This window comes from Pseudoduganella sp. R-31 (assembly GCF_049913235.1).
Lineage (GTDB): Bacteria > Pseudomonadota > Gammaproteobacteria > Burkholderiales > Burkholderiaceae_D > Rugamonas.
The window spans coordinates 5,984,500-6,008,404 of record NZ_CP183986.1 but is presented as its reverse complement, the minus strand read 5'-3'; the positions used below and the strand labels follow the sequence as shown (position 1 = coordinate 6,008,404).

General features: G+C 64.5%; 21 protein-coding genes. 17 read left to right on the top strand and 4 right to left on the bottom strand.

Going from position 1 to position 23,905, the window contains the following annotated elements; genetic code table 11:
• Window positions 1–8: 8 nt before the first annotated feature.
• Both hemL and thiD read right to left on the bottom strand, forming a co-directional pair.
• The gene (gene hemL, locus ACN9MY_RS27365) at window positions 9–1,292 is read right to left on the bottom strand and encodes a glutamate-1-semialdehyde 2,1-aminomutase (RefSeq protein ID WP_426164810.1); all 1,284 of its coding nucleotides are present in this window, start codon (window positions 1,290–1,292) and stop codon (window positions 9–11) included.
• Entirely contained in the window at window positions 1,289–2,098 is an 810-nt protein-coding gene (thiD, locus tag ACN9MY_RS27360) for a bifunctional hydroxymethylpyrimidine kinase/phosphomethylpyrimidine kinase (protein ID WP_426164808.1), read from the bottom strand. The genes hemL and thiD overlap by 4 nt, the downstream gene beginning before the upstream one ends.
• A gap of 96 nt (window positions 2,099–2,194) precedes the next feature.
• Here thiD and ACN9MY_RS27355 point away from each other — a divergent pair, with 96 nt between their 5' ends.
• The 6 genes from ACN9MY_RS27355 (at window position 2,195) to ACN9MY_RS27330 (ending at window position 12,403) form a co-directional block, all read left to right on the top strand.
• Window positions 2,195–2,347 (top strand): rubredoxin, encoded by a 153-nt coding sequence (locus ACN9MY_RS27355; protein ID WP_028104578.1) that lies wholly within the window; start codon window positions 2,195–2,197, stop codon window positions 2,345–2,347.
• 149 nt (window positions 2,348–2,496) lie between these two features.
• Window positions 2,497–2,895, top strand: coding sequence for a response regulator (locus tag ACN9MY_RS27350; protein WP_426164806.1), 399 nt, complete (start codon window positions 2,497–2,499; stop codon window positions 2,893–2,895).
• Between the two features lie 25 nt (window positions 2,896–2,920).
• Complete coding sequence (locus tag ACN9MY_RS27345; protein WP_055929369.1) at window positions 2,921–3,286, top strand: response regulator transcription factor; 366 nt, start codon at window positions 2,921–2,923, stop codon at window positions 3,284–3,286.
• Window positions 3,287–3,289: 3 nt separating this feature from the next.
• Window positions 3,290–3,838 (top strand): chemotaxis protein CheW, encoded by a 549-nt coding sequence (locus tag ACN9MY_RS27340; protein WP_426164803.1) that lies wholly within the window; start codon window positions 3,290–3,292, stop codon window positions 3,836–3,838.
• A gap of 56 nt (window positions 3,839–3,894) precedes the next feature.
• A complete protein-coding gene (locus tag ACN9MY_RS27335; protein ID WP_426164801.1) occupies window positions 3,895–6,222 on the top strand; it encodes a methyl-accepting chemotaxis protein in 2,328 nt (775 codons plus the stop codon).
• Window positions 6,223–6,268: 46 nt separating this feature from the next.
• Window positions 6,269–12,403, top strand: coding sequence for an Hpt domain-containing protein (locus ACN9MY_RS27330; protein WP_426319247.1), 6,135 nt, complete (start codon window positions 6,269–6,271; stop codon window positions 12,401–12,403).
• 46 nt (window positions 12,404–12,449) lie between these two features.
• Here the strand turns inward: ACN9MY_RS27330 and ACN9MY_RS27325 are convergent, their stop codons facing one another.
• A complete protein-coding gene (locus tag ACN9MY_RS27325; protein WP_426319246.1) occupies window positions 12,450–13,814 on the bottom strand; it encodes a cryptochrome/photolyase family protein in 1,365 nt (454 codons plus the stop codon).
• Window positions 13,815–13,998: 184 nt separating this feature from the next.
• On the opposite strand from ACN9MY_RS27325, the gene ACN9MY_RS27320 reads away from it, so the two are divergent.
• The 7 genes from ACN9MY_RS27320 to ACN9MY_RS27290 are packed head-to-tail and all read left to right on the top strand — an operon-like array spanning window position 13,999 to window position 18,995.
• On the top strand, window positions 13,999–14,574 hold the full coding sequence (locus ACN9MY_RS27320) for a YqgE/AlgH family protein (protein ID WP_426319245.1): 576 nt from the start codon (window positions 13,999–14,001) through the stop codon (window positions 14,572–14,574).
• Window positions 14,575–14,626: 52 nt separating this feature from the next.
• Window positions 14,627–14,965, top strand: coding sequence for a Holliday junction resolvase RuvX (gene ruvX / locus ACN9MY_RS27315; protein ID WP_426319244.1), 339 nt, complete (start codon window positions 14,627–14,629; stop codon window positions 14,963–14,965).
• Window positions 14,952–15,473 (top strand): bifunctional pyr operon transcriptional regulator/uracil phosphoribosyltransferase PyrR, encoded by a 522-nt coding sequence (gene pyrR, locus ACN9MY_RS27310; protein WP_426164791.1) that lies wholly within the window; start codon window positions 14,952–14,954, stop codon window positions 15,471–15,473. Before ruvX ends, pyrR begins: the two co-directional genes overlap by 14 nt.
• Complete coding sequence (locus ACN9MY_RS27305; protein WP_426164789.1) at window positions 15,466–16,431, top strand: aspartate carbamoyltransferase catalytic subunit; 966 nt, start codon at window positions 15,466–15,468, stop codon at window positions 16,429–16,431. The genes pyrR and ACN9MY_RS27305 overlap by 8 nt, the downstream gene beginning before the upstream one ends.
• Window positions 16,432–16,433: 2 nt before the next feature.
• The gene (locus tag ACN9MY_RS27300) at window positions 16,434–17,738 is read left to right on the top strand and encodes a dihydroorotase (RefSeq protein ID WP_426164787.1); all 1,305 of its coding nucleotides are present in this window, start codon (window positions 16,434–16,436) and stop codon (window positions 17,736–17,738) included.
• Window positions 17,719–18,516 (top strand): lysophospholipid acyltransferase family protein, encoded by a 798-nt coding sequence (locus tag ACN9MY_RS27295; protein WP_426319243.1) that lies wholly within the window; start codon window positions 17,719–17,721, stop codon window positions 18,514–18,516. Before ACN9MY_RS27300 ends, ACN9MY_RS27295 begins: the two co-directional genes overlap by 20 nt.
• Entirely contained in the window at window positions 18,513–18,995 is a 483-nt protein-coding gene (locus ACN9MY_RS27290) for a hypothetical protein (protein ID WP_426164783.1), read from the top strand. Before ACN9MY_RS27295 ends, ACN9MY_RS27290 begins: the two co-directional genes overlap by 4 nt.
• On the opposite strand, the gene ACN9MY_RS27285 is transcribed toward ACN9MY_RS27290, so the two are convergent.
• Window positions 18,992–19,837: a symmetrical bis(5'-nucleosyl)-tetraphosphatase gene (locus tag ACN9MY_RS27285; protein WP_426323866.1), complete on the bottom strand. Its 846-nt coding sequence runs from the start codon at window positions 19,835–19,837 to the stop codon at window positions 18,992–18,994. The two genes, ACN9MY_RS27290 and ACN9MY_RS27285, sit on opposite strands and share 4 nt — an antisense overlap.
• Window positions 19,838–20,057: 220 nt before the next feature.
• Here ACN9MY_RS27285 and ACN9MY_RS27280 point away from each other — a divergent pair, with 220 nt between their 5' ends.
• From ACN9MY_RS27280 to waaC, 4 genes are read left to right on the top strand one after another with little or no spacing between them, the layout of a single operon-like run.
• Window positions 20,058–21,155, top strand: a complete 1,098-nt coding sequence (locus ACN9MY_RS27280; RefSeq protein ID WP_426164781.1) for an MraY family glycosyltransferase — start codon at window positions 20,058–20,060, stop codon at window positions 21,153–21,155.
• 51 nt (window positions 21,156–21,206) lie between these two features.
• Window positions 21,207–21,521, top strand: coding sequence for an H-NS family nucleoid-associated regulatory protein (locus tag ACN9MY_RS27275; RefSeq protein ID WP_426319242.1), 315 nt, complete (start codon window positions 21,207–21,209; stop codon window positions 21,519–21,521).
• 36 nt (window positions 21,522–21,557) lie between these two features.
• Complete coding sequence (locus tag ACN9MY_RS27270; RefSeq protein ID WP_426319241.1) at window positions 21,558–22,937, top strand: phosphomannomutase/phosphoglucomutase; 1,380 nt, start codon at window positions 21,558–21,560, stop codon at window positions 22,935–22,937.
• Complete coding sequence (waaC, locus tag ACN9MY_RS27265; RefSeq protein WP_426319240.1) at window positions 22,938–23,903, top strand: lipopolysaccharide heptosyltransferase I; 966 nt, start codon at window positions 22,938–22,940, stop codon at window positions 23,901–23,903.
• Window positions 23,904–23,905: the final 2 nt, after the last annotated feature.

Sequence of the window (23,905 nt, the reverse complement as noted above, 5' to 3'; positions counted from 1 at the left end):
CCGACTTTTTAAAGCGTAGCGAAGACTTTTTTCGCGGCGGCGATGGTGGCGTCGATCACGGCGTCGTCGTGCTGGGCACTGACGAAGCCGGCTTCGAAGGCGGCCGGGGCGAAGTAGACGCCTTCGTCCAGCATCTTGTGGAAGAACACGTTGAACTTCTCGCGGTCGCCGGCCATCATTTCGGCGTAGTTGTTGGGCGGCGTGGCGCTGAAGTAGAGGCCGAACATGCCGCCTTCGGCATCGGCGCAGAAGGTGACGCCGGCTTCTTTCGCGGCGGCGCTCAGGCCGTCGGCCAGGCGGCGCGCGCTGCGGGCCAAGCCCTGGTAGAAGCCGGGCTGCTGGATCAGTTTCAAAGTGGTCATGCCGGCCGCCACGGCAACCGGGTTGCCCGACAGGGTGCCGGCCTGGTACACCGCGCCCACCGGCGACATCTTCGACATCAGTTCTTTCGAGCCGCCAAAGGCTGCCACCGGAAGGCCGCCGCCAATCACCTTGCCCAGCGCGGTCAGGTCGGGCTTGATGCCATACAGTTCCTGCGCGCCGCCGAGGCCGACGCGGAAGCCGCACATCACTTCGTCGAAGATCAGGATGGCGCCGTGCTCGGTGCACAGTTCGCGCAGCGCGCCCAGGAATTCCGGGGTGCCCTTGATCAGGTTCATGTTGCCGGCCACCGGTTCCACGATGACGCAGGCGATCTCATTGCCGTACTCGTCGAACGCGGCGCGGATGGCGTCCACGTTGTTGTAGTCGAGCACCAGGGTGTGCTTGACGAAGTCTTCCGGCACGCCGGCCGAGGTCGGGTTGCCGAAGGTGAGCAGGCCGCTGCCGGCTTTCACCAGCAGGGAGTCGGCGTGGCCGTGGTAGCAGCCTTCGAACTTGACGATCTTGTCGCGGCCGGTGGCGCCGCGCGCCAGGCGCAGGGCGCTCATGGTCGCTTCGGTGCCGGAGGAGACCAGGCGCACCTGTTCGATCGACGGCAGCAGGCGGCAGATTTCTTCCGCCATCTCGATTTCAGCTTCGGTGGGGGCGCCGAAGGACAGCCCGCGCGTGGCGGCATCCTGCACCGCCTTCACCACTTCCGGATGGGCGTGGCCGACGATGGCCGGGCCCCAGGAGCCGATGTAGTCGATGTAGCGCTTGCCGTCCGCATCCCAGAAGTAGGGGCCTTCGGCGCGGGTGATGAAGCGCGGCGTGCCGCCCACGGAACGGAAGGCGCGCACCGGCGAATTGACGCCGCCCGGGGTGGATTTCTGGGCGCGTTCGAACAGGATGTCGTTTTTCGAAGTAGTCATGGCTTGAAGAATCGATTGGGGACAAAGCGCCCCATGCCATAGCGCTGGGCATGGAGCAAGGTCTGGTAGGTGTATTGTTCGGCGCGCTCCACGGCTTCCGGCACGGCCAGGCCGTGCGCCAGCCAGGCGGCGATGGCGGCCGACAGGGTGCCGCCGGCGCCCACGAAGGGGCCCGGCAGGTGCTGCCATTTGTCGTGGCGCAGCACGCCTTCGGCGCTGTACAGGGTATTGGCGCGCTGCCCGCCGCCGGCGTTGGTGCCGGTGACCAGCACGTATTCGCAGCCGAGGTCGATCAGGTGTTCGGCGTCGTCGGCCATGGTTTCGCCGTTGCCCAGGTCGCGCCAGGTTTCGGCCATGCGCGCCAGTTCGACTTCCGACAGCATCAGCAGCGTGCCCTGCGGCACCAGCAGCTGGCGCAACACGGTCAGCAGCTCTTCGGGATCGTCTTCGTCGCCCGGCGGCGGCAACTGGCTGCCGAAGGGGTCGAGCACCAGCGGCGCGTCGGGATAGTCGGAAACGATTTCGGCCAGGGTGGAGACATGTTCCAGGTGGTCCAGCGCGCCCACCTTGAAGGCTTGCACCGGCACGTCTTCCAGCACCATGCGGGCCTGGTCGGCCACCCAGTCGGGATCGACATGCTGCTGGTCTTCGACGCGCGCGCTGTCGCCCACCAGCAGGGCGGTGGTGGCGGACAGGCCGCGGCAGCCGAGGGCATGGAAAACAGCCAGGTCGGCATGCACGCCCACCGCTCCGACCGGATCGGCCACGCCAAATGTCAGGATCAAGGGAGATGTTTGGTTTTGCACGGCGGTTAGATTAAGATACCTAATTCAGCATTTTACTTTATTAGAAGGTGACTCAACGTGAGCAGCAATGATACAAGCCAGGAATTCCAGAGCTGGATGTGCCTGATCTGTGGCTGGATTTATGACGAAGCCGCAGGCTTGCCGGAAGAAGGTATTGCGCCGGGCACCCGCTGGGCCGATGTGCCGATGAACTGGACTTGCCCGGAATGCGGCGCGCGCAAGGATGATTTCGAGATGGTCGCCATCTAAACCGTTATGTAGTTGAAAACTTAGTTTCTTATCAAATAAGGAATGTTTCCAAGTTTTCAAATAAATAAGTGTTTCTTTTAAGCAGCAGATCCTGCCATAGGGCTGTCCCCTGTGCTATCGTAGCGAGACTATAGGGAAATACTTTAGAAATGACGACAAAACCGCAAGGAACCGGACTGAAAATCATGGTGATCGACGATAGCTCGACTATTCGCCGGTCCGCAGAAATTTTCCTGACCCAGGCGGGATACCAGGTAATCCTGGCCGAGGATGGCTTTGATGCGCTGGCCAAGATCAATGACCAGCAGCCTGCGCTGATTTTCTGCGACATCCTGATGCCGCGGCTGGATGGTTATCAAACCTGCGCCCTGATCAAAAAGAGCGCCAAGTTTCATACGACCCCAGTGCTGATGCTCTCATCCAAGGATGGCCTGTTCGACCGCGCACGCGGCGCCATGGTCGGTTCGGCTGCCTACCTGACCAAACCCTTCACCAAAGATAGCCTGCTGGCTGCGGTGCGAGAGCACACCGCCGCCGCCAGTGCGTAAAACACCGTAATACAGAGAGTAAAGCATGGCCATTCAACGAATCCTGATCGTAGACGACTCGCCTACCGAGCGTTATTACCTGACCGACATCCTGGTGCGCAGCGGTTTCACCGTGTCCACCGCTGAAAACGGCGAAGAAGCCATGGCCAAGATCAAGGCCGACAAGCCGCAACTGATCCTGATGGACGTGGTGATGCCTGGCCAGAACGGCTTCCAGGTCACGCGCGCCATCGCCAAGGATCCTGAGCTGCAGGACGTGCCGATCATCATCTGCTCGTCCAAGAACCAGGAAACCGACCGTATCTGGGGCATCCGCCAGGGCGCCAAGGACTACCTGGTCAAGCCGGTCGACGCGGCCGAGCTGCTGGCCAAGATTGCCGCACTCGGTTAAGCGATGACGACCGAACAGCAGGCGCCGACCGGCGCTGAACGCCGCAGCCGCCTGCGGCAGTACCAAGTGACGCTGCTGGAGCGCATGCAGGCCGCCAAGGCCGGCACGGGCAATGCCGGCCGCGAACTGGGCGTGCTGCTGGGCGGCCGCCGCTGCCTGCTGGACCTGACCCAGGTCGGCGAAATCGTGCCGTTCCAGGCTGTGACGGCGGTACCGCTGTCGCAGGACTGGTATCGCGGCCTGTCCAATATCCGCGGCAACCTGGTCGGTGTGGTCGACCTGGCGCGCTATATGGGCGAGGCTGGCACGCAGGCAGGCCCGGACAGCCGCCTAGTGACGTTTGCCACCCACCTCAACTTTAATGTAGCAATCCTGGCCGGGCGCGTGCTTGGCTTGCGCAACCTGGACGAAATGGTGGAACAAGCACCGGCGGACAGTGGGCAAGCTGCCTGGGGTGGCCAGCAATTCCAAGACCGTGAAGGGCAGCAGTGGACCAGGCTGGACCTGGGCGAACTGGTGCACGATGCGCGGTTCCTGCAAATCGGCCTGTAATCTCGCGCTGCCATCGGGCAGGCGCAACATATTGAAAGCTATCGGGGGACGTAGTAATGGCATTTAAATTTTTGTCGCGCTCCGCACCGGAGGCCAGCGCCGAGCTGGGTTCCAATTCGGAGTTTGCCAACTTTAACAATTCTCAGTACGAAGGCGCGTCGCCAGAGGCGGCCGTTGACACTGCTGAACAACCGGCAGCGACCGAAAGCGTTACCCCGGAAGCGGCGGAAGGCGCGCGCGGCTTGCTGCAGCGCCTGCGTACCAGCTCGGTGGGCGAGGCTGCGGCCAACGTCAAGCTGCCGCTGATCGGCCACCTGCCCAGCGCGCGCCAGCTGAGCCTGCTGTCCACCACGCTGGGCGTATCGCTGCTGCTGTCGGTGGTCTTCGTGGCGTGGAACGCGTACAACAGCGGCGTGACGTCGACCCGTACCCAGATCGCTTCCGACGTGCTGATGCACTCGCAGCGTATCGGCAAGGCGGCGCCAAACGCGATTAAGGGCAACCAGCAGGCGATCAAGCAGCTGGAGGACAGCCGCAGCGAACTGAATCGCGCGCTGCTGGCGCTGGCCGACGGCGGCCGCTATGCCGGCCACTCGGTGTTGTCGGCCCCGGGCGCGGTATTGCCGACCCTGAACGATGCCCGCAAGAAGTGGACCGCTTCCGACAAGGCTGCCGCCACCATCGCCAAATACAAATGGGACTTGGCCGGTCTGGACGAGACCCTGCAAAAGCTCAACGCCATGTCGCCTGACCTGCTGTCGCTGACCGAGGAAGTCGCATCGGCGCGCCTGAAGCAGGGCGGCAGCGCCAAGGAACTGGCGGCCCTGGGCAAGCTGGGCATGCTGACCCAGCGCATGAGCCGTAGCGCTTCGAACTTCCTGACCGAGGGCGGCGTTTCCTCGTCCGAGACCGCGTTCCAGCTGGGGCGCGACGCGACCGTGTTCCGCCAGACCGTGGACGGTTTCCTGGGCGGCAGCGACCAGCTCGGCCTGCCGGCCGTGAAGGATGGCGAGACCCGCGAAAACCTGCAGGCGCTGAAGAAAGGCTTCGAAGACTACGACAAGCTGGTCAAGTTCATTCTGGACCGTCTGGAAAAATTCTCCGCTGCGAAGAGCGCGGAACGACTGCTGTTCAACGAGAACGAAGACGTTCGTGCCAACTTCGCCAACCTGCAGACCAAGCTGCGCGAGCAGCAGGACTCGCTGGGTATCTCGTTCTGGCTGATGGTGGTTGGCCTGACGGTGACCCTGGTCTCCGCTGCGGCGATCGGCCGCGTGCTGCTGCTCGATTCGCAGAACCGTGGCCGCGCTTCCGAGCGCCGCCGCCAGGAAGCGGAAGCGATGCGCCTGAAAGCGCAGCAGCAGGAAGAAGAAACCAAGGCCATTAACGAGCAGAACCAGGCCGCAATTTTGCGCCTGATGAACGAACTGCAGGAAGTGGCGGACGGTGACTTGACCGTGCAGGCAACCGTGTCGGAAGACATTACCGGCGCGATTGCCGACTCGGTTAACTACACCGTGGAAGAGCTGCGCGGCCTGGTAGGCCGTGTGACGATCACCGCGGAACAGGTTACCTCGGCATCGACCCACGCACAGGGTATTTCCAACGACCTGCTGGCAGCATCGGCAGCGCAGTCGAAGGAGATCCAGGACGCATCCAACACCGTTGTGAAGATGGCCAACGAAATTACCGACGTGTCGCGCAGCGCGGCCGAATCGGCGGACGTTGCGCGCCAGTCGGTTGATGCGGCGCGCCAGGGTGCGGAAGCGGTGCAGAACGCGATCAAGGGTATGGACGAGATCCGCGAGCAGATCCAGGAAACCTCGAAGCGCATCAAGCGACTGGGCGAATCCTCGCAGGAGATTGGCGAGATCACCGAGCTGATTTCCGACATTACCGAACAGACCAACGTGCTGGCGCTGAACGCGGCGATCCAGGCGGCATCGGCAGGTGAGGCAGGCCGAGGCTTCTCGGTGGTTGCGGAAGAGGTTCAGCGACTGGCGGAACGCTCCGCCGAAGCGGCCAAGCAGATCGGTGCGCTGGTGAAGACCATTCAGACCGACACCCACGACGCGGTGGCGGCAATGGAAAAATCCACGCAGGGTGTGGTCGAAGGTGCCAAGCTGTCCGACGCGGCAGGTACCGCACTGCAGGACATCTCGCAGGTTTCGAACCGCCTGGCGGAACTGATTCAGGGTATTTCCTACGCAACCGGCATGCAGGCGACGTCCGCAAACGGCGTGGCGCACAATATGCAGCACATCCTGCAGGTAACGCAGCAAACCCAGGATGGTACCCAGCAAACCGCGAGCTCGGTTCGCAAACTGACCTCGCTGGCGCAGGAGCTGAAGAACTCCGTGTCGCGATTCCGCGTCGGCGCCTGATGAGTGCCTGATTAGTGCCCAAGTTGCCGCTTAATTTTTAGAATCTATGAGCAAACCTGATCTTTCGTTCACCGCTTTGCCGCAATACGACACCGGCCCGCTGTCCTGGGTCATGGGTGAAATCCGCGAAGCGCTGGCCCGTTCCCGCACGGCGCTGTTCGAAGCCGGCGGGCGAGATGCGGAAGACCAGACCACGGCGCTGATGCATGCCAAGTCCCACCTGCACCAGGCGCACGGCGCCCTGCAGATGGTGGACGTGGACGGCGTCGCGCTGCTGACGCAATTGGCGGAAGTGGTGCTGGACCGCATGCGCGACGGCACGCTGAAATGCACGCCGGACCATGCGCAGCTGCTGGCCAATATGTACCAGGCGCTGGTAGAGTTCCTGGAGGAGCTCCTGTCCGGCGCCCCGTTCCAGCCGGTGCGCCTGTTCCCCTTCTTCCGCGATATCCAGGATTTGCTGGGCATCGACCGGGTCCACCCGGCCGACCTGTTCTTCCCCGACGTATCGCATGTGCCGGAACTGCCGGCGGCGCTGCCATCGGCCGGCGCGCCGGGCGGCGCCCCCGATTACAAGGCCCTGCGCCAGCGCTTCGAGCGCGCGCTGCTGCCCTACCTGAAGGCGGCCGACGCCGGCAGCCAGGCGATCCATGCCGCGGCGCTGCAGGCAGCCATTACCGACGTGGCAGACCAGCAAGGCGAGCATAAGGCGCGCGTGTTCTGGCGCGCCATGCAGGCCTTCGCCGAACTGGTGGTGAGCGGCCAGCAGGAAAGCAACCGCTACGTCAAGCAGCTGTTCGGCCTGATCAACCTGCAACTGCGCCGCCTGTCGGCCGGTTCGCCCGAACTGCCGGACAATGTGCTGAAAGAGGCGCTGTTCTTCATCGCCTCGGCCGATCCGGAAACCCTGCCGCCGCTGGCGCGCCAGCTGCGCGCCGGCTATGCGCTGGACGGCATGGTGCCGCACGATTTCGAGACGCGCCGCTACGGCCGTATTGACGACGCTTCGCTGGCCGCTGCGCGCGAGGGCATCGCCCACGCGCGTTCGGTCTGGCAGCGCATCGAACAGAACGAAAACAATCCGGAACTCGATAACGATTTCGGCCAGTCCCTGGCCAAGGCGGCCGTGGCCAGCGAAATGCTGGGCCTGGGCGCGCTGGCAGCGTTGCTGCGCCAGCTGGCGGAGTCGGCACGCAATACCGTGGGCACGCGCCGCAGCGAGGCGCTGGGGCTGGAAATGGCGACGGCACTGCTGTTCGCCGAGCACGGCATCGCCCAGATCCGCCACCTGCCGGACGATTTCAACGTCCACGCCGACACCATCGCGGCGCGCCTGCAAGCCTTGCAGGCCGGCGGCGCGGCGCCGGAGCCGGCGCAGTGGCAGGGCGGCCTGGCCCGCCAGCTGCACGAAGAAGATACCGTCGTCGCCCTGGCGCTGGAAATGAAGACCGGCTTGCGCCAGGTCGAGAAGATGCTGGACGAGTATTACACCGACCCGGCGCGCCGCGCCGAACTGTCGGACCTGGACAAGGTGCTGCACCAGCTGCACGGCGCCTGCGCCATCCTGGACCAGGACGATGCAATGAACGCCGCGGCGCACGTGCGCATCGAGATCGGCCGCCTGGCATCGGGCCAGTTCGATGAGGCGCACGAAGCCAGGGCGCTCGACGAGATCGCCCAGAACGTGGGCGCGCTGGGCTTCTTCGTCGATATGCTGGCGCAGAATCCATCCGGCGCGCGCGAGCGGTTCGCCTTCGATCCGGAACACGGTACGTTCCGTGCCGTGCCGTTCAAGAAAATCTCCGGCCCGGAGTCGATCCCGGTGCTGGAGGAGGCGCTGCCGGAGCCGGAAGCGGCCCCTGAGCCGGTGCTGACCGCGCCCGTTCCCGAAGCCGGCGCCGCCGGCGACGAGGCGGTGGAAGCGGAACTGCTGGAAATCTTCATCGGCGAGGCGCAGGAAGTGCTGGCCTTCGTGCGCGAGACGCTGGCGCGTCCGCACAGCGAGATTTCCAGCCTGGACACGATGACCATGCTGCGCCGTTCCTTCCACACGCTGAAGGGCAGCAGCCGCATGGTGGGCCTGAATCGCTTCGGCGACGGCGCGCATTCGATCGAGAAGGTGATGAACCTGTGGCTGGCAGAAGAGCGCCGTGCCACCGAAGACCTGTTCGGCCTGCTCGAATTTGCGAGCGAAGAGATGTCGGCATGGGTGGATGAACTGGCCAGCACGGGCAATTCTGCGCGCCAGGAAAAACCGATCGTCGACGCTGCCACGCGCGTGCAGGACACTGGCGTGTTCGAGCGTCCTGCTGCGGGCACCCTGCCTGCCGCGGCGCCAAGTGCGCCGCAAGCAGCCGGCGTCGAGATCGAGGCTGCAGTGGACGCGATCGAGGCCCCGGCACTGGCCGAGCCAATCGTCGTGGAGCCTGCCGGCGCCGAGGCGGCGGCTGAGGGAGCCGCGCCGGAAGCGGCCGAGGAAGTGATCGAAGCACTGCCTGCCGACCTGTCCTTTGACCTGGACGCGATCGAAGTCACCGAGCCCGAACCTGCCCTGACGCTGGACGAGCCGCTGGTCGTCGAGGCGCTGGAAACGGAAGCGGCAACGGCCCGCCCAACCAACGTCATCGAATTCCCGACTGCTACCGCGCCAACGCCACCAGAGCCGCCGGCGGAAGACAATATGAAGTTCGTGGGGCGCCTGGCGATCCCGCTGCCGCTGTACAACATCTACATGGCGGAAACCGACGAACTGGTACGCCTGCTGTCGCAAGATTTCGGCGAATGGCGCCACGAGCAGCGTCCGGTGAATCCGGAGGCGTTGCAGGCGGTGCATACCCTGACCGGCACCTCCGGCACGGTGGGCTTCAAGCCGCTGCGTGAGCTGTCCTATGCGCTGGAAATCACGCTGCAGGAACTGCAACCGCCAGCGCCGCACCTGGACGATGCGCAACACGACCTGTTCGATTTCACGATCGAGCGCGTGCGCCAGATGCTGCAAAGCTTTGCCACCGGCGAGCTGCCGCCGGAACAGCCGGAATTGATCGAAGCGCTGCACAAGCTGCGCGACGAACTGGCGCATCCGCCGGAAGTCGGCCAGGAACTCGACGAACGCCTGGACAGCATTGTCGGCGAGCCAGCCAGCGCGCAGCTGGAACAGCGCCTCGACAACCTGTTCAGCGATACTTACCACAGCCTGGTCGCCGAACCGCCGGCAGAAACGGCACACGCAGAGCAGCCGAAGCAGGAAGTTGTCGCGCAGGACGGCAACATCGATAACCTGTTCGATGCCGCTTTCGATGACGCTTTCGATGCGCCTGAACTGAAGCAGGCCGGGCCTGCCGCAGAAACGCTGCGCCTGGTGGAGCCGGGCGAAGCCAAAGAGATCGTCGCCGAAGCCGCTGAACCGGCGGTCGAGGAAATCGCCGCGCCGGTGGTCGAAGAAGCTGCCGCACCGGACCTCGAGCAGATCGATGCGCTGCTGGTCGAAGAAACCCCGGTGCCGGTCGCCGAGGAAACTGCCGAACCAGTCGTCGAGCAGGCCGCTGCGCCGGTCGTCGAAGAAGCCGCTGCCCCGGCCATCGAGCAGATTGCCGAGCCGGCCGTTGCCGAAGCCGAACCCGAACCTGCCACCGGGGACATCGAGGAAGCCGCGCTGCTGGCCGAAGCCGATGCTGCCACTGCCGAAGCCGCGATGGAAGTCGACGCCATCGATGCCACGGCATTGGCTGCCGGCGAAGCCATCGAAGAAGATGCGGTCGACCTGGACCACGCCGCTGCAAGCGAAGTGCAGGTGGTCGAACTGCCGGAAACCCCGCACCTGCTGGGCGCCAGCCCGTCCGACATCCACGACGAACTGGACCCGGACCTGCTGCCTGTGTTCCTGGAAGAAGGCACCGACCTGCTGCCGCAGATCGGCGAATCGCTGCGCGCCTGGCACGCCAAGCCGACCGATTTCAGCCACGCCCACAGCCTGCAGCGCGTGCTGCACACCGTGAAGGGCAGCGCCCGCATGGCCGGCGCGATGCGCCTGGGCCAGCACGCGCACGAAATCGAAACGCACATTGAAAACATGGTGCACGCAGGTAGCGCCTCCCAGCACTCGTTCGACGAGCTGATGGCGCACTACGACCACGCGCTGCTGCTGTTCGAACAACTGCAAAATCCGGAAGCCTATGCAGCTGCCATGGCCGCCGCGCAAGCGGCAGCCGCAGCACCGGCCGCCGATGCCCGCGCGCCGGCAGCGCAAGGCGCAGCCCAGCCTTCGCTCAGCGCCCTGGCTGCGCGCCTGGCGGCAGCGCCTGGCACGGCGGCACGCGGCGGCGACGAAGCGGAAGGCGCCAAGGCCTCGCCGCTGGTGCGTGTGCGTGCAGACATCCTCGACCGCCTGGTGAACCAGGCCGGTGAAGTGTCGATCACCCGTTCGCGCCTGGAAAACGAAGTGACCTCGCTGCGTACCTCGGTATCGGACTTCCAGGAAAACTTGAATCGCCTGCGCCGCCAGCTGCGCGAAGTCGAAATGCAAGCCGAGTCGCAGATCGCTTCGCGCATGTCGATTGCCGGCGAGCGCGAATTCGATCCGCTGGAGTTCGACCGCTTCACCCGCCTGCAGGAACTGACCCGCATGATGGCCGAATCGGTGAACGACGTGGCCTCCTTCCACGAAGGCCTGATCCGTTCCATCGACGGCGCCACCGGCGACTTGACGCAGCAAGCGCGCATGACGCGTGACCTGCAGCGAGACCTGATGCGCGTGCGCATGGTGCCGTTCAACAGCGTGTCCGAGCGTCTGTTCCGCGTGGCCCGCCAGGGCGCGAAAGAAACCGACAAGCGCGTCAACCTGGACATCCGCGGCGGCGGCGTGGAAATGGACCGCAGCGTTCTGGAACGCATGGCCGCGCCGTTCGAACACTTGCTGCGTAACGCCATCGTGCACGGCATCGAGCCGCGCGAACGCCGCGTTGAACACGGCAAGGGCGAGACCGGCGAGCTGCTGGTGCAGGTCAGCCAGCAGGGTAACGAAGTGGTGCTGGAGTTCAGCGACGACGGCGCCGGCCTGGACCTGGAACGCATCCGCGCCAAGGCGCGCAGCGTCGGCCTGCTGGCCGACGACCAGGTGGTCAGCGATGCCGAAGCGTCCAACCTGATCTTCCAGCCGGGCTTCTCCACTGCCGATACGCTGACCGAACTGGCCGGCCGCGGCGTGGGCATGGACATCGTGCTGTCCGAGGCGCAAGCCCTGGGCGGCCGCGTGGAAACCTTCACCGAGCCAGGCAAGGGCACCCGCTTCACGATCCGCCTGCCGCTGACGCTGGCCGTGACCCAGGTGGTGCTGATCTCCGCCGGCGGCCGCACCCACGCGGTGCCGGCGCTGATGGTGGAGCAGGTGCTGCAACTGAAGGAAGGGGCACTGGCCGAAGCTACCGCCAAGGGCGCCGTGGTGCACCATGGCCAGCACGTGCCGCTGCGCTACCTGGCAACCTTGCTGGGCGATGGGGAAGCGCGTCCGCTGCTGCAACGCTCTTCGCCGGTGATGATGCTGCGTAACGGTACCGACCGTGTCGCGCTGCACGTCGATGAGATCCTCGGCAACCGCGAGGTGGTGATCAAAAACATCGGCCCACAGCTGTCGCGCATGCCCGGCATCGCCGGCGCAACCGTGCTCGGTTCGGGCGAGATCGTGCTGATCCTGAATCCGGTGGCGCTGCAGCTGCACGTGGCGCAGCATCCGGAACTGGCGCCGCGCACTGCCGCGACTCCGGCGCCGGCGCCGGCCGGCGGCAGCGCCGAACCGGTGGAACCGACCCGCGCGCATGGCACCGTCATGGTGGTGGACGATTCGCTCACCGTGCGCAAGGTGACCCAGCGCCTGCTGGAGCGCGAAGGCTACCACGTCATGCTGGCAAAAGACGGCGTGGATGCGCTGGAACAGTTGCAGGACCGCTTGCCGGAACTGATGCTGGTCGACATCGAAATGCCGCGCATGGACGGCTTCGACCTGACCCGCAACGTGCGCGGCGACGAACGCACCAAGGAGATCCCGATCATCATGATCACCTCGCGTTCGGCGGACAAGCACCGCAACTACGCGCTGCAACTGGGCGTGAATGCCTACTTCGGCAAGCCGTTCCAGGAAGATATCCTGCTCGGCGCCATCGCCGGCCTGCTGCCTCAACGGGCTTGAGGCGCGCAGCAGCGGACCAAAGGGCAGGCCACAGCGCCTGCCCTTTTTATTTCTTGACGACTTCGTAGCGCTCGAGCGTGCGCTGGCGCGCCTGGTCGTGGTCGACGACCGGATTGCGCGGCAGGTGGATCTCCTTGGCCGGCAAACCGGCTAGCTGCGGCAGGTAGCGCTTGATGAATTTCCCCTCCGGATCGAACTTCTGCGACTGCGTGACCGGATTGAAAATCCTGAAGTAGGGCTGCGCATCGCAGCCCGACGACGACGCCCATTGCCAGCCGCCGTTGTTGGCCGCCAGGTCGAAATCATTCAGATGCAGCGCGAAGTAGGCTTCGCCGCGGCGCCAGTCGATCCCCAGATCCTTGCACAGGAAAGAGGCCGTCACCATGCGCAGGCGGTTGTGCATATAGCCGGTCCGGTTTAGCTGCAGCATGGCCGCATCCACCAGTGGATAGCCGGTGCGGCCTTCGCACCAGGCCGCGAACAGTTGGTCGGCCTGCGGCCCGGTTTCCCATTCGATCCTGTCGTAGGCCGGCTTGAAGGCGCCATCCACCACGTGCGGATGGTGGTACAGGATCTGCATGTAGAACTCGCGCCAGATCAGTTCCGACAGCCACACCGCGCCGCCTTCGCCTGCCGCGCCGCGCGCCGACAGGGTCATCACGGTGCGCACCAGGTGGCGGATCGACACGGTGCCAAAGCGCAGGTGCATCGACAGGTAGGACGGCCCCTTGATGGCCGGGTAGTCGCGCGCCACGCCGTAGCCGGCGATCCGGCCCAGGAACTCGTCGAACAGCTGCGGGCCGTCGCCGATGCCCAGTTCATGCAGGTTGGTGCGCTCGAAACCAAGATCGGCCAGCGCCGGCAGCGTGCTGCCGCCCGGTGCGAAGCGGCCCGGCTCCACGGTGTACGGCACCAGTGCCGAGGGATCCGCTTCCAGCTTGCGCAGCCAGGCGTTCTTGTAGGGCGTAAACACGGAAAACGGCTGGCCGGCCTGGGTCAGCACTTCGTCGCGCTCGAACACCACCTGGTCCTTGAAGGTGCGCAGTTCACGGCCGGCAGCGCGCAGGCTGCGGGCCACGGCGTCGTCGCGGGCAATGGCGGCCGGCTCATAGTCATGGTTGGCGAAAACGGCATCCGCATCGAGCTCGGCCGCCAGCGCGGGAATTGCTGTTTCGGCAAGGCCATGCCGCACGATCAGGTGCCCGCCAGCCGCTTCCAGCTCAGCAGCAAGGGCCGCCAGCGTATCGTGGATAAACTCGACCCGCCGGTCGGCAGCGGGGAGCCGATCCAGGATGGCGCGGTCGAAAATAAAGGCCAAGTACACTGTCCCTGCAGAGGCCAGAGCGTGATGCATGGCGGCATGATCGAACAGGCGAAGGTCCCGGCGCAACCAGACAAGGGCGTTTTTCATGGCTGGATCAGCAATTCATAGTAAACTGTGGGTATATCCGGCAGTTGCAGCGCGGATATTACAGTAAAGAACTCTTAACAGTCCTGCATAGAGAGCAATCATGAAAAAAGTCAAATTGACCAGAAGCATGCCTGTGCCGGGATTGTTACCGGAAACTAGTGAACTGAAGGAGCTAAAGGCGCCTATGACTGCCCCTGCGCTCAACCTGGCGAATCATTTCCTGATTGCCATGCCATCCATGCAAGACCCGATCTTTGGCGGCACGGTCGTGTATGTATGCGAACACAATGAGAACGGCGTGCTGGGCGTCGTGATCAACAAACCTACCGACATGACCATGGAAGTGCTGTTCGACCGGATCGACCTGGAAGTGTCGTCCGCCGCCGAGCGCCACCTGGAGTCGGAGCCGATCATGTTCGGCGGCCCGGTGCAGGATGACCGCGGTTTCGTGCTGCATACCCCGGGCGCGCACTATTCGTCTTCGCTGACGGTAACCAACGACGTCGCCTTCACCACCTCCATCGACGTGCTGGAAGCCGTGGCCCGCGGCCAGGGACCCGAACGCATGATGGTGTCGATCGGCTACGCGGGCTGGAGCCCCGGCCAGCTGGAAGACGAGCTGGCCCGCAATGGCTGGCTGACGGTGGCCGCCGACCCGCGCATCGTGTTCGATGTGCCGATCGAGGACCGCTACCAGGCCGCCATCAAGCTGCTGGGCTTCGACCCCCTGATGCTCAACTCTGAAGCGGGTCATGCATAGTCCGGAAACTGTTTTAGGCTTCGACTTCGGCATCAAACGCGTTGGTGTCGCAATGGGAAACACAATGATCGGCCAGGCCACCCCCCTGGCCGTCATTCAATCCACCGTCAACGATGCTCGCTTCGCCGAGATCAAGGCCCTGATCGACAAATGGGGGCCGACCAGGCTGGTTGTCGGCCTGCCTTTCCACCCGGACGGGGCAGAGCACGACATGACGGCGCGCTGCCGCAGGTTCGCCAATCAGCTGAACGGCCGCTTCAACCTTCCCGTGGTGCTGGTCGACGAGCGCTACTCGTCCGCGATGATTGCCGCCAAGCGCGGCGAGATCATCGACGACCGTGCCGCTGCCATCATCCTCCAACAATACTTTGACGAATATGTCCCACACTGATCCCCAACAGCTTGACGCCGAAGCGCTGTACGCCAGCCTGCTCGAGCAGGTGAAGGCCGGTATCGCCGGCGCCAATGATCCCGCCATCGTCGGCATCCACTCCGGCGGCGCCTGGATCGCCGAGCGCCTGGCCAAGGACCTGGGCCTGGCGGCGCGCCTGGGCGTGCTGGATGTGTCCTTCTACCGCGACGATTACGCGAAGAAGGGCCTGCCGGCCGAAGTGAAACCGACCCACATCGGTTTTGACGTCAACGGCGCCACCATCGTGCTGGTGGACGACGTGCTCTACACCGGCCGCACCACCCGTGCCGCCATCAACGAATTGTTCGACTACGGCCGCCCGGCGCGCATCATGCTCGCCTCGCTGGTGGACCGCGGCGAACGCCAATTGCCGGTGGCTGCCGATTTCGTGGCGGCGCACACGCGCTGCGCGCCGGGCCAGGCGCTGCGCCTGCAGCAAACCGGCGACGGAAAGTTTTCCCTGACTCTTGAACAGAACCATGCTTAATCCGCAACTCAACAAACACGGCGAGCTTCAGCACCTGCTGACGACCGAGGGCCTGCCGAAGGCCATCATCAACCAGATCCTCGATACCGCCTCCTCTTTCGTGTCCGTGTCGGACCGCGAAGTGAAGAAGGTCCCGCTGATGCGCGGCAAAAGCGTTTTCAACCTGTTCTTCGAGAATTCCACCCGTACCCGCACCACCTTCGAGATCGCGGCCAAGCGCCTGTCGGCCGACGTGATCAACCTGAACATCGCGGCGTCCTCCGCCAGCAAGGGCGAGTCTCTGCTGGACACCATCGACAACCTGTCGGCCATGCACGCCGACATGTTCGTGGTGCGCCACTCGCAGTCCGGCGCGCCCTACCTGATCGCCAAGCACCTGCAGGATACGAAGCAGAACCACGTGCACGTGGTGAACGCGGGCGACGGCCGCCACGCGCACCCCACGCAGGGCCTGCTGGACATGTACACCATCCGCCACTACAAGAAGGACTTCACCAACCTGCGCGTGGCGATCGTGGGCGACATCCTGCACAGCCGCGTGGCCCGTTCCGACATCCACGCCCTGACCACGCTGGGCGTGCCGGAAATCCGCGCCATCGGCCCGCACACGCTGCTGCCGGGCGGCCTGGAGCAGCTGGGCGTGCGTACCTTCACCAACATGGATGAAGGCTTGAAGGACGTCGACGTGATCATCATGCTGCGCCTGCAGAACGAGCGCATGAGCGGGGCGCTGCTGCCGTCCGCCGGCGAGTACTTCCGCGCCTACGGCCTGACGCCGGAGCGCCTGGCGCTGGCCAAGCCCGACGCCATCGTGATGCACCCGGGCCCGATGAACCGCGGCGTGGAGATCGACTCCGCCGTGGCCGACGGCCCGCAAGCGGTGATCCTGTCGCAGGTCACCTTCGGTATCGCAGTCCGCATGGCGGTAATGAGCATCCTGGCAGGCACGCAAGCATAAAAATGAACGTACTTATCCAAAACGGCCGACTGATCGATCCGGCCAACAAGATCGATTCCAAGCAAGACCTGTACATCGTGGACGGCAAGGTTGCCGCCATCGGCAGCGCGCCGGCCGGCTTCCAGGCCGGCCGCACCATCGACGCCGCCGGCAAGGTCGTGGCGCCGGGCCTGGTCGACCTGTCTGCGCGCCTGCGCGAGCCGGGCTTCGAATACAAGGCTACGCTGAAATCTGAAATGCAGGCGGCAGTGCAGGGCGGCGTGACTTCCCTGGTGTGCCCGCCCGACACCGACCCGGTACTCGACGAGCCGGGCCTGGTGGAAATGCTGAAGCACCGCGCGCGCGGCCTGAACCAGGCCCACGTGCATCCGCTGGGCGCGCTGACCCATGGCCTGAAAGGCGAGGCCCTGACCGAGCTGGTGGAGCTGACCGGCGCCGGCTGCATCGGCTTTTCGCAGGCCGAAACCCCGATCAAGGACACCACCGTGCTGCAGCGCTGCATGCAGTATGCAGCCACCTTCGGCTTCACCATCTGGCTGCGCCCGCAGGACGCCTGGATCGGCCGCGGCGGCGTGGCAAACAGCGGCCCGCTGGCTTCGCGCCTGGGCCTGTCCGGCGTACCGGTGATGGCCGAGACCATCGCCTTGCACACCATCTTCGAGCTGATGCGCTCGACCGGCGCCAAGGTCCACCTGTGCCGCATGTCGTCGGCAGCCGGCCTGGAGCTGGTGCGCGCCGCCAAGGCCGAAGGCTTGCCGATCACCTGCGACGTCGGCGCACACCATGTGCACCTGACCGACACCGACATCAACTTCTTCGATTCCAATGCGCGCATGGATCCGCCATTCCGCACCCAGCGCGACCGCGAGGCGATCCGCGCCGGCCTGCTGGACGGCACCATCGATGCGATGTGCTCGGACCACACGCCGTGCGACGACGACGAAAAGCTGCTGCCGTTCGGCGAAGCTTCGCCGGGAGCTACCGGCCTGGAACTGCTGCTGTCCCTGGCCATCAAGTGGGCCGACGATTATGCGGGGCTGCAAGGCAAGGACGATGCGCTGTCGCGCGCCGTGGCGCGCGTCACCTGTGATGCGGCACGCGTAGCCGGCCTGGCGCAGGCCGGCCAGCTTGGCGTGGGCAGCGTGGCCGACGTGGTGGTGTTCGACCCGGCCGCGCGCTGGACCGTCACCGGCAGCGCGCTGGCCAGCCAGGGCAAGCACACCCCGTTCCTCGGCTATGAGCTGGCGGGACAGGTGCAGGCGACCATCGTTGCGGGCCAAGTGGCGTATGAGCGCGCAGCCAGCTAAACGCAATCTCGATTGGCGCCTGGTGCTGCGCATCGGGCGCATGGCGGTGCACCTGCTGGCGGGCATGGCCACTTGCGCTTTCATCTTCCCCTTCATCGGGACGGCAAAGCGCAACGGCCATGTCCGGCGCTGGTCGCGCCAGCTGCTGGCCATCTGCAACGTCAGCGTGCAGATGGCGCCAGGCAGCGCGGCGCCGCTGGAGCAGGGCATGATCGTCTGCAACCACATTTCGTGGCTGGACATCTTCGTCATCAATGCGCTGTATCCATGCCGCTTCGTGGCCAAGGCGGAAATCCGCGACTGGCCCTTGGCCGGCTGGCTGGTGGCGCAGGCGGGCACGGTGTTTATCGCACGCGGCAACAAGCGCGAACTGCGCAACATCTTCAAGGGCCTGGTGCATGCGCTGCAGGATGGCCAGCGCGTGGCCTTTTTCCCGGAAGGGACGACCGCCGCGCAAGGCACGCTGCTGCCTTTTCATGCCAACCTGTTTGAGGCGGCGGTGGACGGCAAGGTGCTGGTGCAGCCGTTCGCCTTGTCCTACGTCGATGCAGCGGGCCAGGCGCATCCGTCGGTGGACTTCATCGGCGACATGACTTTCGTGCAAAGCGTGGTGAATATCCTCGATGGCAAGCCGGTGCGCGCGCGCCTCGCGGTGCTGGAAGCGATGCCGGGCGAGGGCGCCCATCGCCGCGAGCTGGCGGCCGCGAGCCACGCTGCCATCGGTGCAGCCCTGGGCATCGTGCCCGAGGCCGAAACTTTACAGGAGCAATCAGCATGACCAGGATCAGCGTGCTGGCAGCCTGCCTGCTGTTGGCGGCCTGCGGCGACACCTTCACCAACGCCAAGACCCTGCGCACGCAGGCCACGGAAAGCCTGGCGCAGAAGAACTATGGCATTGCGGCCGACAAGGCTTACGCGGCCACGCTCAAGGCGCCCAAGGAAGCCGAGTCCTGGTTCCTTCTGTCCCAGGCCCAGGCGCAGCTGGGCCGCAAGAATGCGGCCATGGCGTCGCTGGAGACGGCGATCGTCAACGGTTTTACCGATGAAGAGGCGATCAAGGGCAGCGCCAACCTGGAACCGCTGCGCAAATCGGAAGCCTACAAGGAATTGATGGCGGCCACTTTCGCGCCTGCCGCCGCAGCGCCGGCTGAAGGCGAGGCGCCCGCCGCCACGGAAGGCGGCGGCGAACCGGCCAAGGCCGACGGCCAGTCCCAGGCGCAGGCTTCGGCGCCGCCTGACGGGACGTCGAAGCACTAAACCGTCCGGTACTCCGGGCAATCCACCTGCAGCAGGCTGCGGTCGTCCAGGCAGACGGCCGACAGCTTGCCGCCCCACACGCATCCGCTGTCAAGTGCAATCAGGCGCGGCATGATGCGCAGGCCCAGCGCCGACCAATGCCCGAACACCACGGTGGTATCGCTGGTGCGGCGGCCCGGCACCTCGAACCACGGCATCAGACCGGTCGATGGATCGGCATGCGCCGATTCCTTCATCTTGAAATCCATCACGCCTTCGGCGCTGCAAAAGCGCATGCGGGTCAGGGCATTGACGATGCAGCGCAAGCGCGCGGCTCCGGTCAGCGCATCGTCCCAGCGATCGGGCTGGTTGCCGTACATTTCGCGCAGGAAGCCGACCCATTCGTCGCCGCGCAGGGCTGCTTCCACCTCGCCGGCCAGCGCCATGGCCTGCTGCGCCGTCCATTGCGGCAGCACGCCGCCATGCACCAGCAGGTGGCCGCGGCGCATGATGGCCATCGGGCGCAGGCGCAGCCAGTGCAGCAGCGGGTCGCGGTCGGCCGCCGCCAGGATATGCTCGATGGTGTCGGAACTCGACTCGGGGCGAATGCCGTTGGCCACGGCCAGCAGGTGCAGGTCATGGTTGCCCAGCACGGCGTCGATGCGGCCGTCGCTGCCCTGGCTCAGGGCCTGCACATAGCGCAGGGTGGACAGCGAGTCGGGGCCGCGGTTGATCAAGTCGCCGCAAAAGAGGATGGCTGGCGGTTCATTTCCGGCGGCATGCTCGGTGTCCAGGATCTTTTCGACCAGGGTGACTGTCTCGCCGTGGCAACCCTGCAGGTCGCCCACTACATAAGTTTTCATGGCAATAGGATAACGCATGATCAGCGCATCCGGCGGAGCGCTGCGCCGGGCGGCTTGGCAAATGGTATCAATTGGTAAGGAAATACCTTGGGCGCAACGGTATCGGCTAGAATTTCCCGTCCCGCCCTGTGCATACGGTACAATCGCCGCTTAGCGCGCAAGCAATCTTTCTTGCCGCGCTGCGTAAATGGCGGCTGGCTCACTATACTGATAAGAACAAATGTTTTCCTTCCTCGTGAGCTTTTTCACGTCCGCACTCTTGACCCTGTGGGTCATCAAGGAAGTGCGCTTGCATGGACCTGCGTTGGACACTGATTTCGGCGGCGTGCAAAAAGTGCATGCCCATCATGTGGCCCGCATCGGCGGCCTGTCGATTTTCCTGGCGGTGGCACTGAGCGCCTGCGTTTCCGTGTGGCGCGTGCCGGTCATGACCAGCTGGATGCTGTCACTGATCATGTGTGCCCTGTTTGCCTTCCTCGGCGGCATTGTCGAAGACTATACCGGCAAGGTCAGCGCGCGCCGGCGCCTGCTGCTGACCATGTTTGCTGCCTTGCTGGCTTATTTCCTGATGGATGCCCGGATCGACCGCATCGACTGGATGTTCTCCACCACGCCGCTGCCGTACCTGTGGTTTACGCTGCCGCTCACGGTGCTGGCCGTTGCCGGCATTGCCAACGCCGTCAACATCATCGATGGTTTCAATGGCCTGGCCAGCGTGGTGACGATTTGCATGCTGCTGTCGCTTGGCTATGTTGCTCTTCAAGTCAACGATATGTTCGTGCTGGTGGCGGCCCTGATGGTGGCTGGCGCCACTGCCGGTTTCCTGATCTGGAATTACCCGGTCGGGCTGATATTCCTGGGCGACGGCGGCGCCTATTTTATCGGCTTCATGCTGGGCGAATTGGCCCTGTTGCTGGTAATGCGCAATCCACAAGTTTCTACTTGGTATGCTGTATTGCTGTTAATTTATCCGACCTTTGAAACACTGTTCAGCGTTTATCGCCGCTTCTTTATCCGCGGGACTTCGCCGGCCATGCCGGACGGTATTCACCTGCATAGCCTGATTTTCCGGCGCGTGGTGCAATGGGCGGTGGGCCGCAAGGATGCGCGCGCGCTGGTGCGCCGCAATTCGATGACCTCGCCATATTTGTGGATGTTTTCGCTGATGGCGGTGATTCCCGCCACGGTATTCTGGGCCTATACCTGGGTGCTGATGCTGTTCTGCCTGTTATTTATCGCGAGTTATGTCTGGCTATATGCACGTATCGTCAGATTTAAAGCGCCGCGCTGGATGATCCGACATAAGAAAATCCGTTAAGCCGATTTCGTGTATATTCCCAGACATCGAAATCTGATAAAGGATAGGAAGATGGACCTGTCGAATTTGTCGTCCCCTGAATTGCGCAACCTGCAAGAGCAGATTAAGCGCGAATTAAAGCAGCGCGAAGGCATGGATAAGCAAAAGGCGCGCGAGCAGATATTCGCCATCGCGCAGCAAGCCGGCGTGCCGCTGAAGGAATTGCTGGCTGGCTTCCCGGGCACCCGCAACAGGGGCGGCAAGGTGGAAGCGCGCTATCGCAATCCTGCCAATGCTGCCGAGCAGTGGACCGGCCGCGGCCGCCAGCCGAAATGGGTCAAGGAATGGGTCGATGGCGGCAAGTCGATCGACCAGCTGCGCATCTGAGCCGATTCAATTTCTACTATTTGTTTTCTCTTTTCTATGGTTGCTCTCTCTAAATCGATTTTCAAGGCTTACGATATCCGCGGCATCATTGGCAAGACGCTGGACGAAGGCGTGGCGCGCTCTGTTGGCCACGCCTTCGGCCTGGCTGCCGCCGCGAAGGGAGAGCGCAGCGTGGTGATCGGCCGCGACGGCCGCCTGTCCGGCCCGGGGCTGATCGCTGCACTGGCGCAGGGCCTGCAGGCAGCCGGTGTCGACGTGATCGACCTGGGCGTGGTGGCAACGCCGATGGTGTACTTCGGCACCCAGGTGCTCGACACCCGTTCCGGCATCATGGTGACCGGCAGCCATAACCCGCCGGACTATAACGGCTTCAAGATGGTGCTGAAGGGCGAGGCGATCCATGGCGATGCCATCACCGCCCTGTACCACGCCATTGAAGCCGGCCTGCAGCCAGCGGCTGCCGCCGGCAAGTACGGCACCTGCGACATTCGCGCGCAATATTTGCAGCGCATCATCGGCGACGTGAAGATTGCGCGCCCGATCAAAATTGCCGTCGATTGCGGCAACGGCGTGGCCGGTGCCTTCGCGGGCGACCTGTATCGCGGCATGGGCTGCGAAGTGGTCGAATTGTTCTGCGAAGTGGACGGCACTTTCCCGAACCACCACCCGGACCCGGCGCACCCGGAAAACCTGCAGGACCTGGTCAGGGCGCTGCGGGAAACCGACGCTGAAATCGGCCTGGCCTTCGACGGCGACGGCGACCGCCTCGGCATCGTGACCAAGGATGGCCAGGTCATCTATCCTGACCGCCAGCTGATGCTGTTCGCGCAAGACGTTCTGTCCCGACACCCGGGCGAGCAGATCCTGTACGACGTGAAATGCACGCGCCACCTGGCCGCGTACATAGAACAGGCAGGCGGCAAGCCGCTGATGTGCAAGACCGGCCATTCGTTGGTGAAGGCCAGGCTGAAGGAAACCGGCGCCCCGCTGGGCGGCGAAATGAGCGGCCACGTGTTCTTCAAGGACCGCTGGTACGGTTTCGACGATGGTCTGTACGCCGGCGCGCGCATGCTGGAGATCCTGACCCGCCACGCCGATCCTTCGGCGCTGCTGAACGCCTTGCCCAAGTCGGACAGCACGCCGGAACTGCAGCTGCAGCTGGACGAAGGCGAAAATTATGCGCTGATGGCCAAGCTGGCGGCCGAGGCGAAATTCCCCGGCAATGAGCGTGTCATCGATATCGACGGCCTGCGCGTGGAATATGCCGATGGTTTTGGCCTGGCGCGTTCCTCGAATACCACCCCGGTGATCGTGATGCGCTTCGAGGCGGAATCGCCAGCGGCGCTGGCGCGCATCCAGGGCCAGTTCCGCGATGTGATCCTGGCCGCCAAGCCGGATGCGAAACTGCCGTTCTAAATGAATATCCTGCTCGTGCGCGTCTCGTCGCTGGGGGACGTGCTGCACAATATGCCGATCGTGGCCGACATCAAGCGCCACTTCCCGGATGCGAACCTCGACTGGGTGGTGGAGGAGGGCTATGTCAGCCTGGTACGCCTGAACCCGATGGTGCGCAATATCCTGCCGTGGGGCCTGCGCCGCTGGCGCAAGAGCCTGGGCAAGAAGGAAACGCGCGCCGAGATCGGGGCCTTCTTCCGCAAGCTGCGCGAAGTGCAGTATGACTATGTGTTCGACACCCAGGGCTTGCTGAAGACCGGCATCATCATGGGCGCCGCGCGCGGCAAGAACAAGGTCGGCCTGGCCAATGGCAGCGAAGGCTCGGGCTATGAAGGCATATCCCGCATCTTCCACAGCAAGAGCATTCCGCTCGACCCGCGCACGCATGCGGTGGCGCGCGGCCGCCTGGTAGTGGGCGCTGCGCTGGGCTTCAAGGTGGATTATCCGGCCGATTTCGGCTTGCCTGAAGTACCGGCCAGCGAAGCGCGCCCGCAGTGGATGGGGGAGGCGCCCTATGCCGTGTTCTTCCACGGCACGGCGCGCGACGCCAAGAAATGGGCGCCTGCCAACTGGATCGAGCTGGGCAAGGCGCTGGCGCCGATGCCCGTGCTGTTGCCGTGGGGCTCGGACAAGGAAAAGGCGGAAGCGGAAACGCTGGCTGCCGGCATCCCGCATGCCCGGGTGCTGCCGAAGCTGTCGATGGCCGATGCCGTCATGCTGGCGCGCCGCGCCGCGCTGGCGGTCGGCGTGGATACGGGCCTGACCCATATCGCGGCGGCTTTCTCGCGTCCCGTGGTGGAAATCTATGCCGACTCGCCGCGCTGGAAGACCGAAGGCAACTGGTCGCCGCGCATCATCAACCTCGGCGACAAGGGTTCGCCGCCCGGCGTGGCGGAAGTGCTGGCCGCGTCCAGGAGCCTGCTCTGAGC

Excerpts from the sequence above, each read along its gene's own strand:
- pyrR (WP_426164791.1), top strand. The coding sequence starts at position 14,952 with ATGTCCCACACTGATCCCCAACAGCTTGACGCCGAAGCGCTGTACGCC.
- ACN9MY_RS27340 (WP_426164803.1), top strand. The coding sequence starts at position 3,290 with ATGACGACCGAACAGCAGGCGCCGACCGGCGCTGAACGCCGCAGCCGC.
- waaC (WP_426319240.1), top strand. The coding sequence starts at position 22,938 with ATGAATATCCTGCTCGTGCGCGTCTCGTCGCTGGGGGACGTGCTGCAC.
- ACN9MY_RS27305 (WP_426164789.1), top strand. The coding sequence starts at position 15,466 with ATGCTTAATCCGCAACTCAACAAACACGGCGAGCTTCAGCACCTGCTG.
- ACN9MY_RS27280 (WP_426164781.1), top strand. The coding sequence starts at position 20,058 with ATGTTTTCCTTCCTCGTGAGCTTTTTCACGTCCGCACTCTTGACCCTG.
- ACN9MY_RS27320 (WP_426319245.1), top strand. The coding sequence starts at position 13,999 with ATGACTGCCCCTGCGCTCAACCTGGCGAATCATTTCCTGATTGCCATG.
- ACN9MY_RS27330 (WP_426319247.1), top strand. The coding sequence starts at position 6,269 with ATGAGCAAACCTGATCTTTCGTTCACCGCTTTGCCGCAATACGACACC.
- ACN9MY_RS27350 (WP_426164806.1), top strand. The coding sequence starts at position 2,497 with ATGACGACAAAACCGCAAGGAACCGGACTGAAAATCATGGTGATCGAC.
- ruvX (WP_426319244.1), top strand. The coding sequence starts at position 14,627 with ATGGGAAACACAATGATCGGCCAGGCCACCCCCCTGGCCGTCATTCAA.
- ACN9MY_RS27335 (WP_426164801.1), top strand. The coding sequence starts at position 3,895 with ATGGCATTTAAATTTTTGTCGCGCTCCGCACCGGAGGCCAGCGCCGAG.
- ACN9MY_RS27290 (WP_426164783.1), top strand. The coding sequence starts at position 18,513 with ATGACCAGGATCAGCGTGCTGGCAGCCTGCCTGCTGTTGGCGGCCTGC.
- ACN9MY_RS27300 (WP_426164787.1), top strand. The coding sequence starts at position 16,434 with ATGAACGTACTTATCCAAAACGGCCGACTGATCGATCCGGCCAACAAG.
- ACN9MY_RS27325 (WP_426319246.1), bottom strand. The coding sequence starts at position 13,814 with ATGAAAAACGCCCTTGTCTGGTTGCGCCGGGACCTTCGCCTGTTCGAT.
- ACN9MY_RS27270 (WP_426319241.1), top strand. The coding sequence starts at position 21,558 with ATGGTTGCTCTCTCTAAATCGATTTTCAAGGCTTACGATATCCGCGGC.
- ACN9MY_RS27345 (WP_055929369.1), top strand. The coding sequence starts at position 2,921 with ATGGCCATTCAACGAATCCTGATCGTAGACGACTCGCCTACCGAGCGT.
- ACN9MY_RS27295 (WP_426319243.1), top strand. The coding sequence starts at position 17,719 with ATGAGCGCGCAGCCAGCTAAACGCAATCTCGATTGGCGCCTGGTGCTG.
- ACN9MY_RS27275 (WP_426319242.1), top strand. The coding sequence starts at position 21,207 with ATGGACCTGTCGAATTTGTCGTCCCCTGAATTGCGCAACCTGCAAGAG.
- hemL (WP_426164810.1), bottom strand. The coding sequence starts at position 1,292 with ATGACTACTTCGAAAAACGACATCCTGTTCGAACGCGCCCAGAAATCC.
- ACN9MY_RS27355 (WP_028104578.1), top strand. The coding sequence starts at position 2,195 with ATGTGCCTGATCTGTGGCTGGATTTATGACGAAGCCGCAGGCTTGCCG.
- ACN9MY_RS27285 (WP_426323866.1), bottom strand. The coding sequence starts at position 19,837 with ATGAAAACTTATGTAGTGGGCGACCTGCAGGGTTGCCACGGCGAGACA.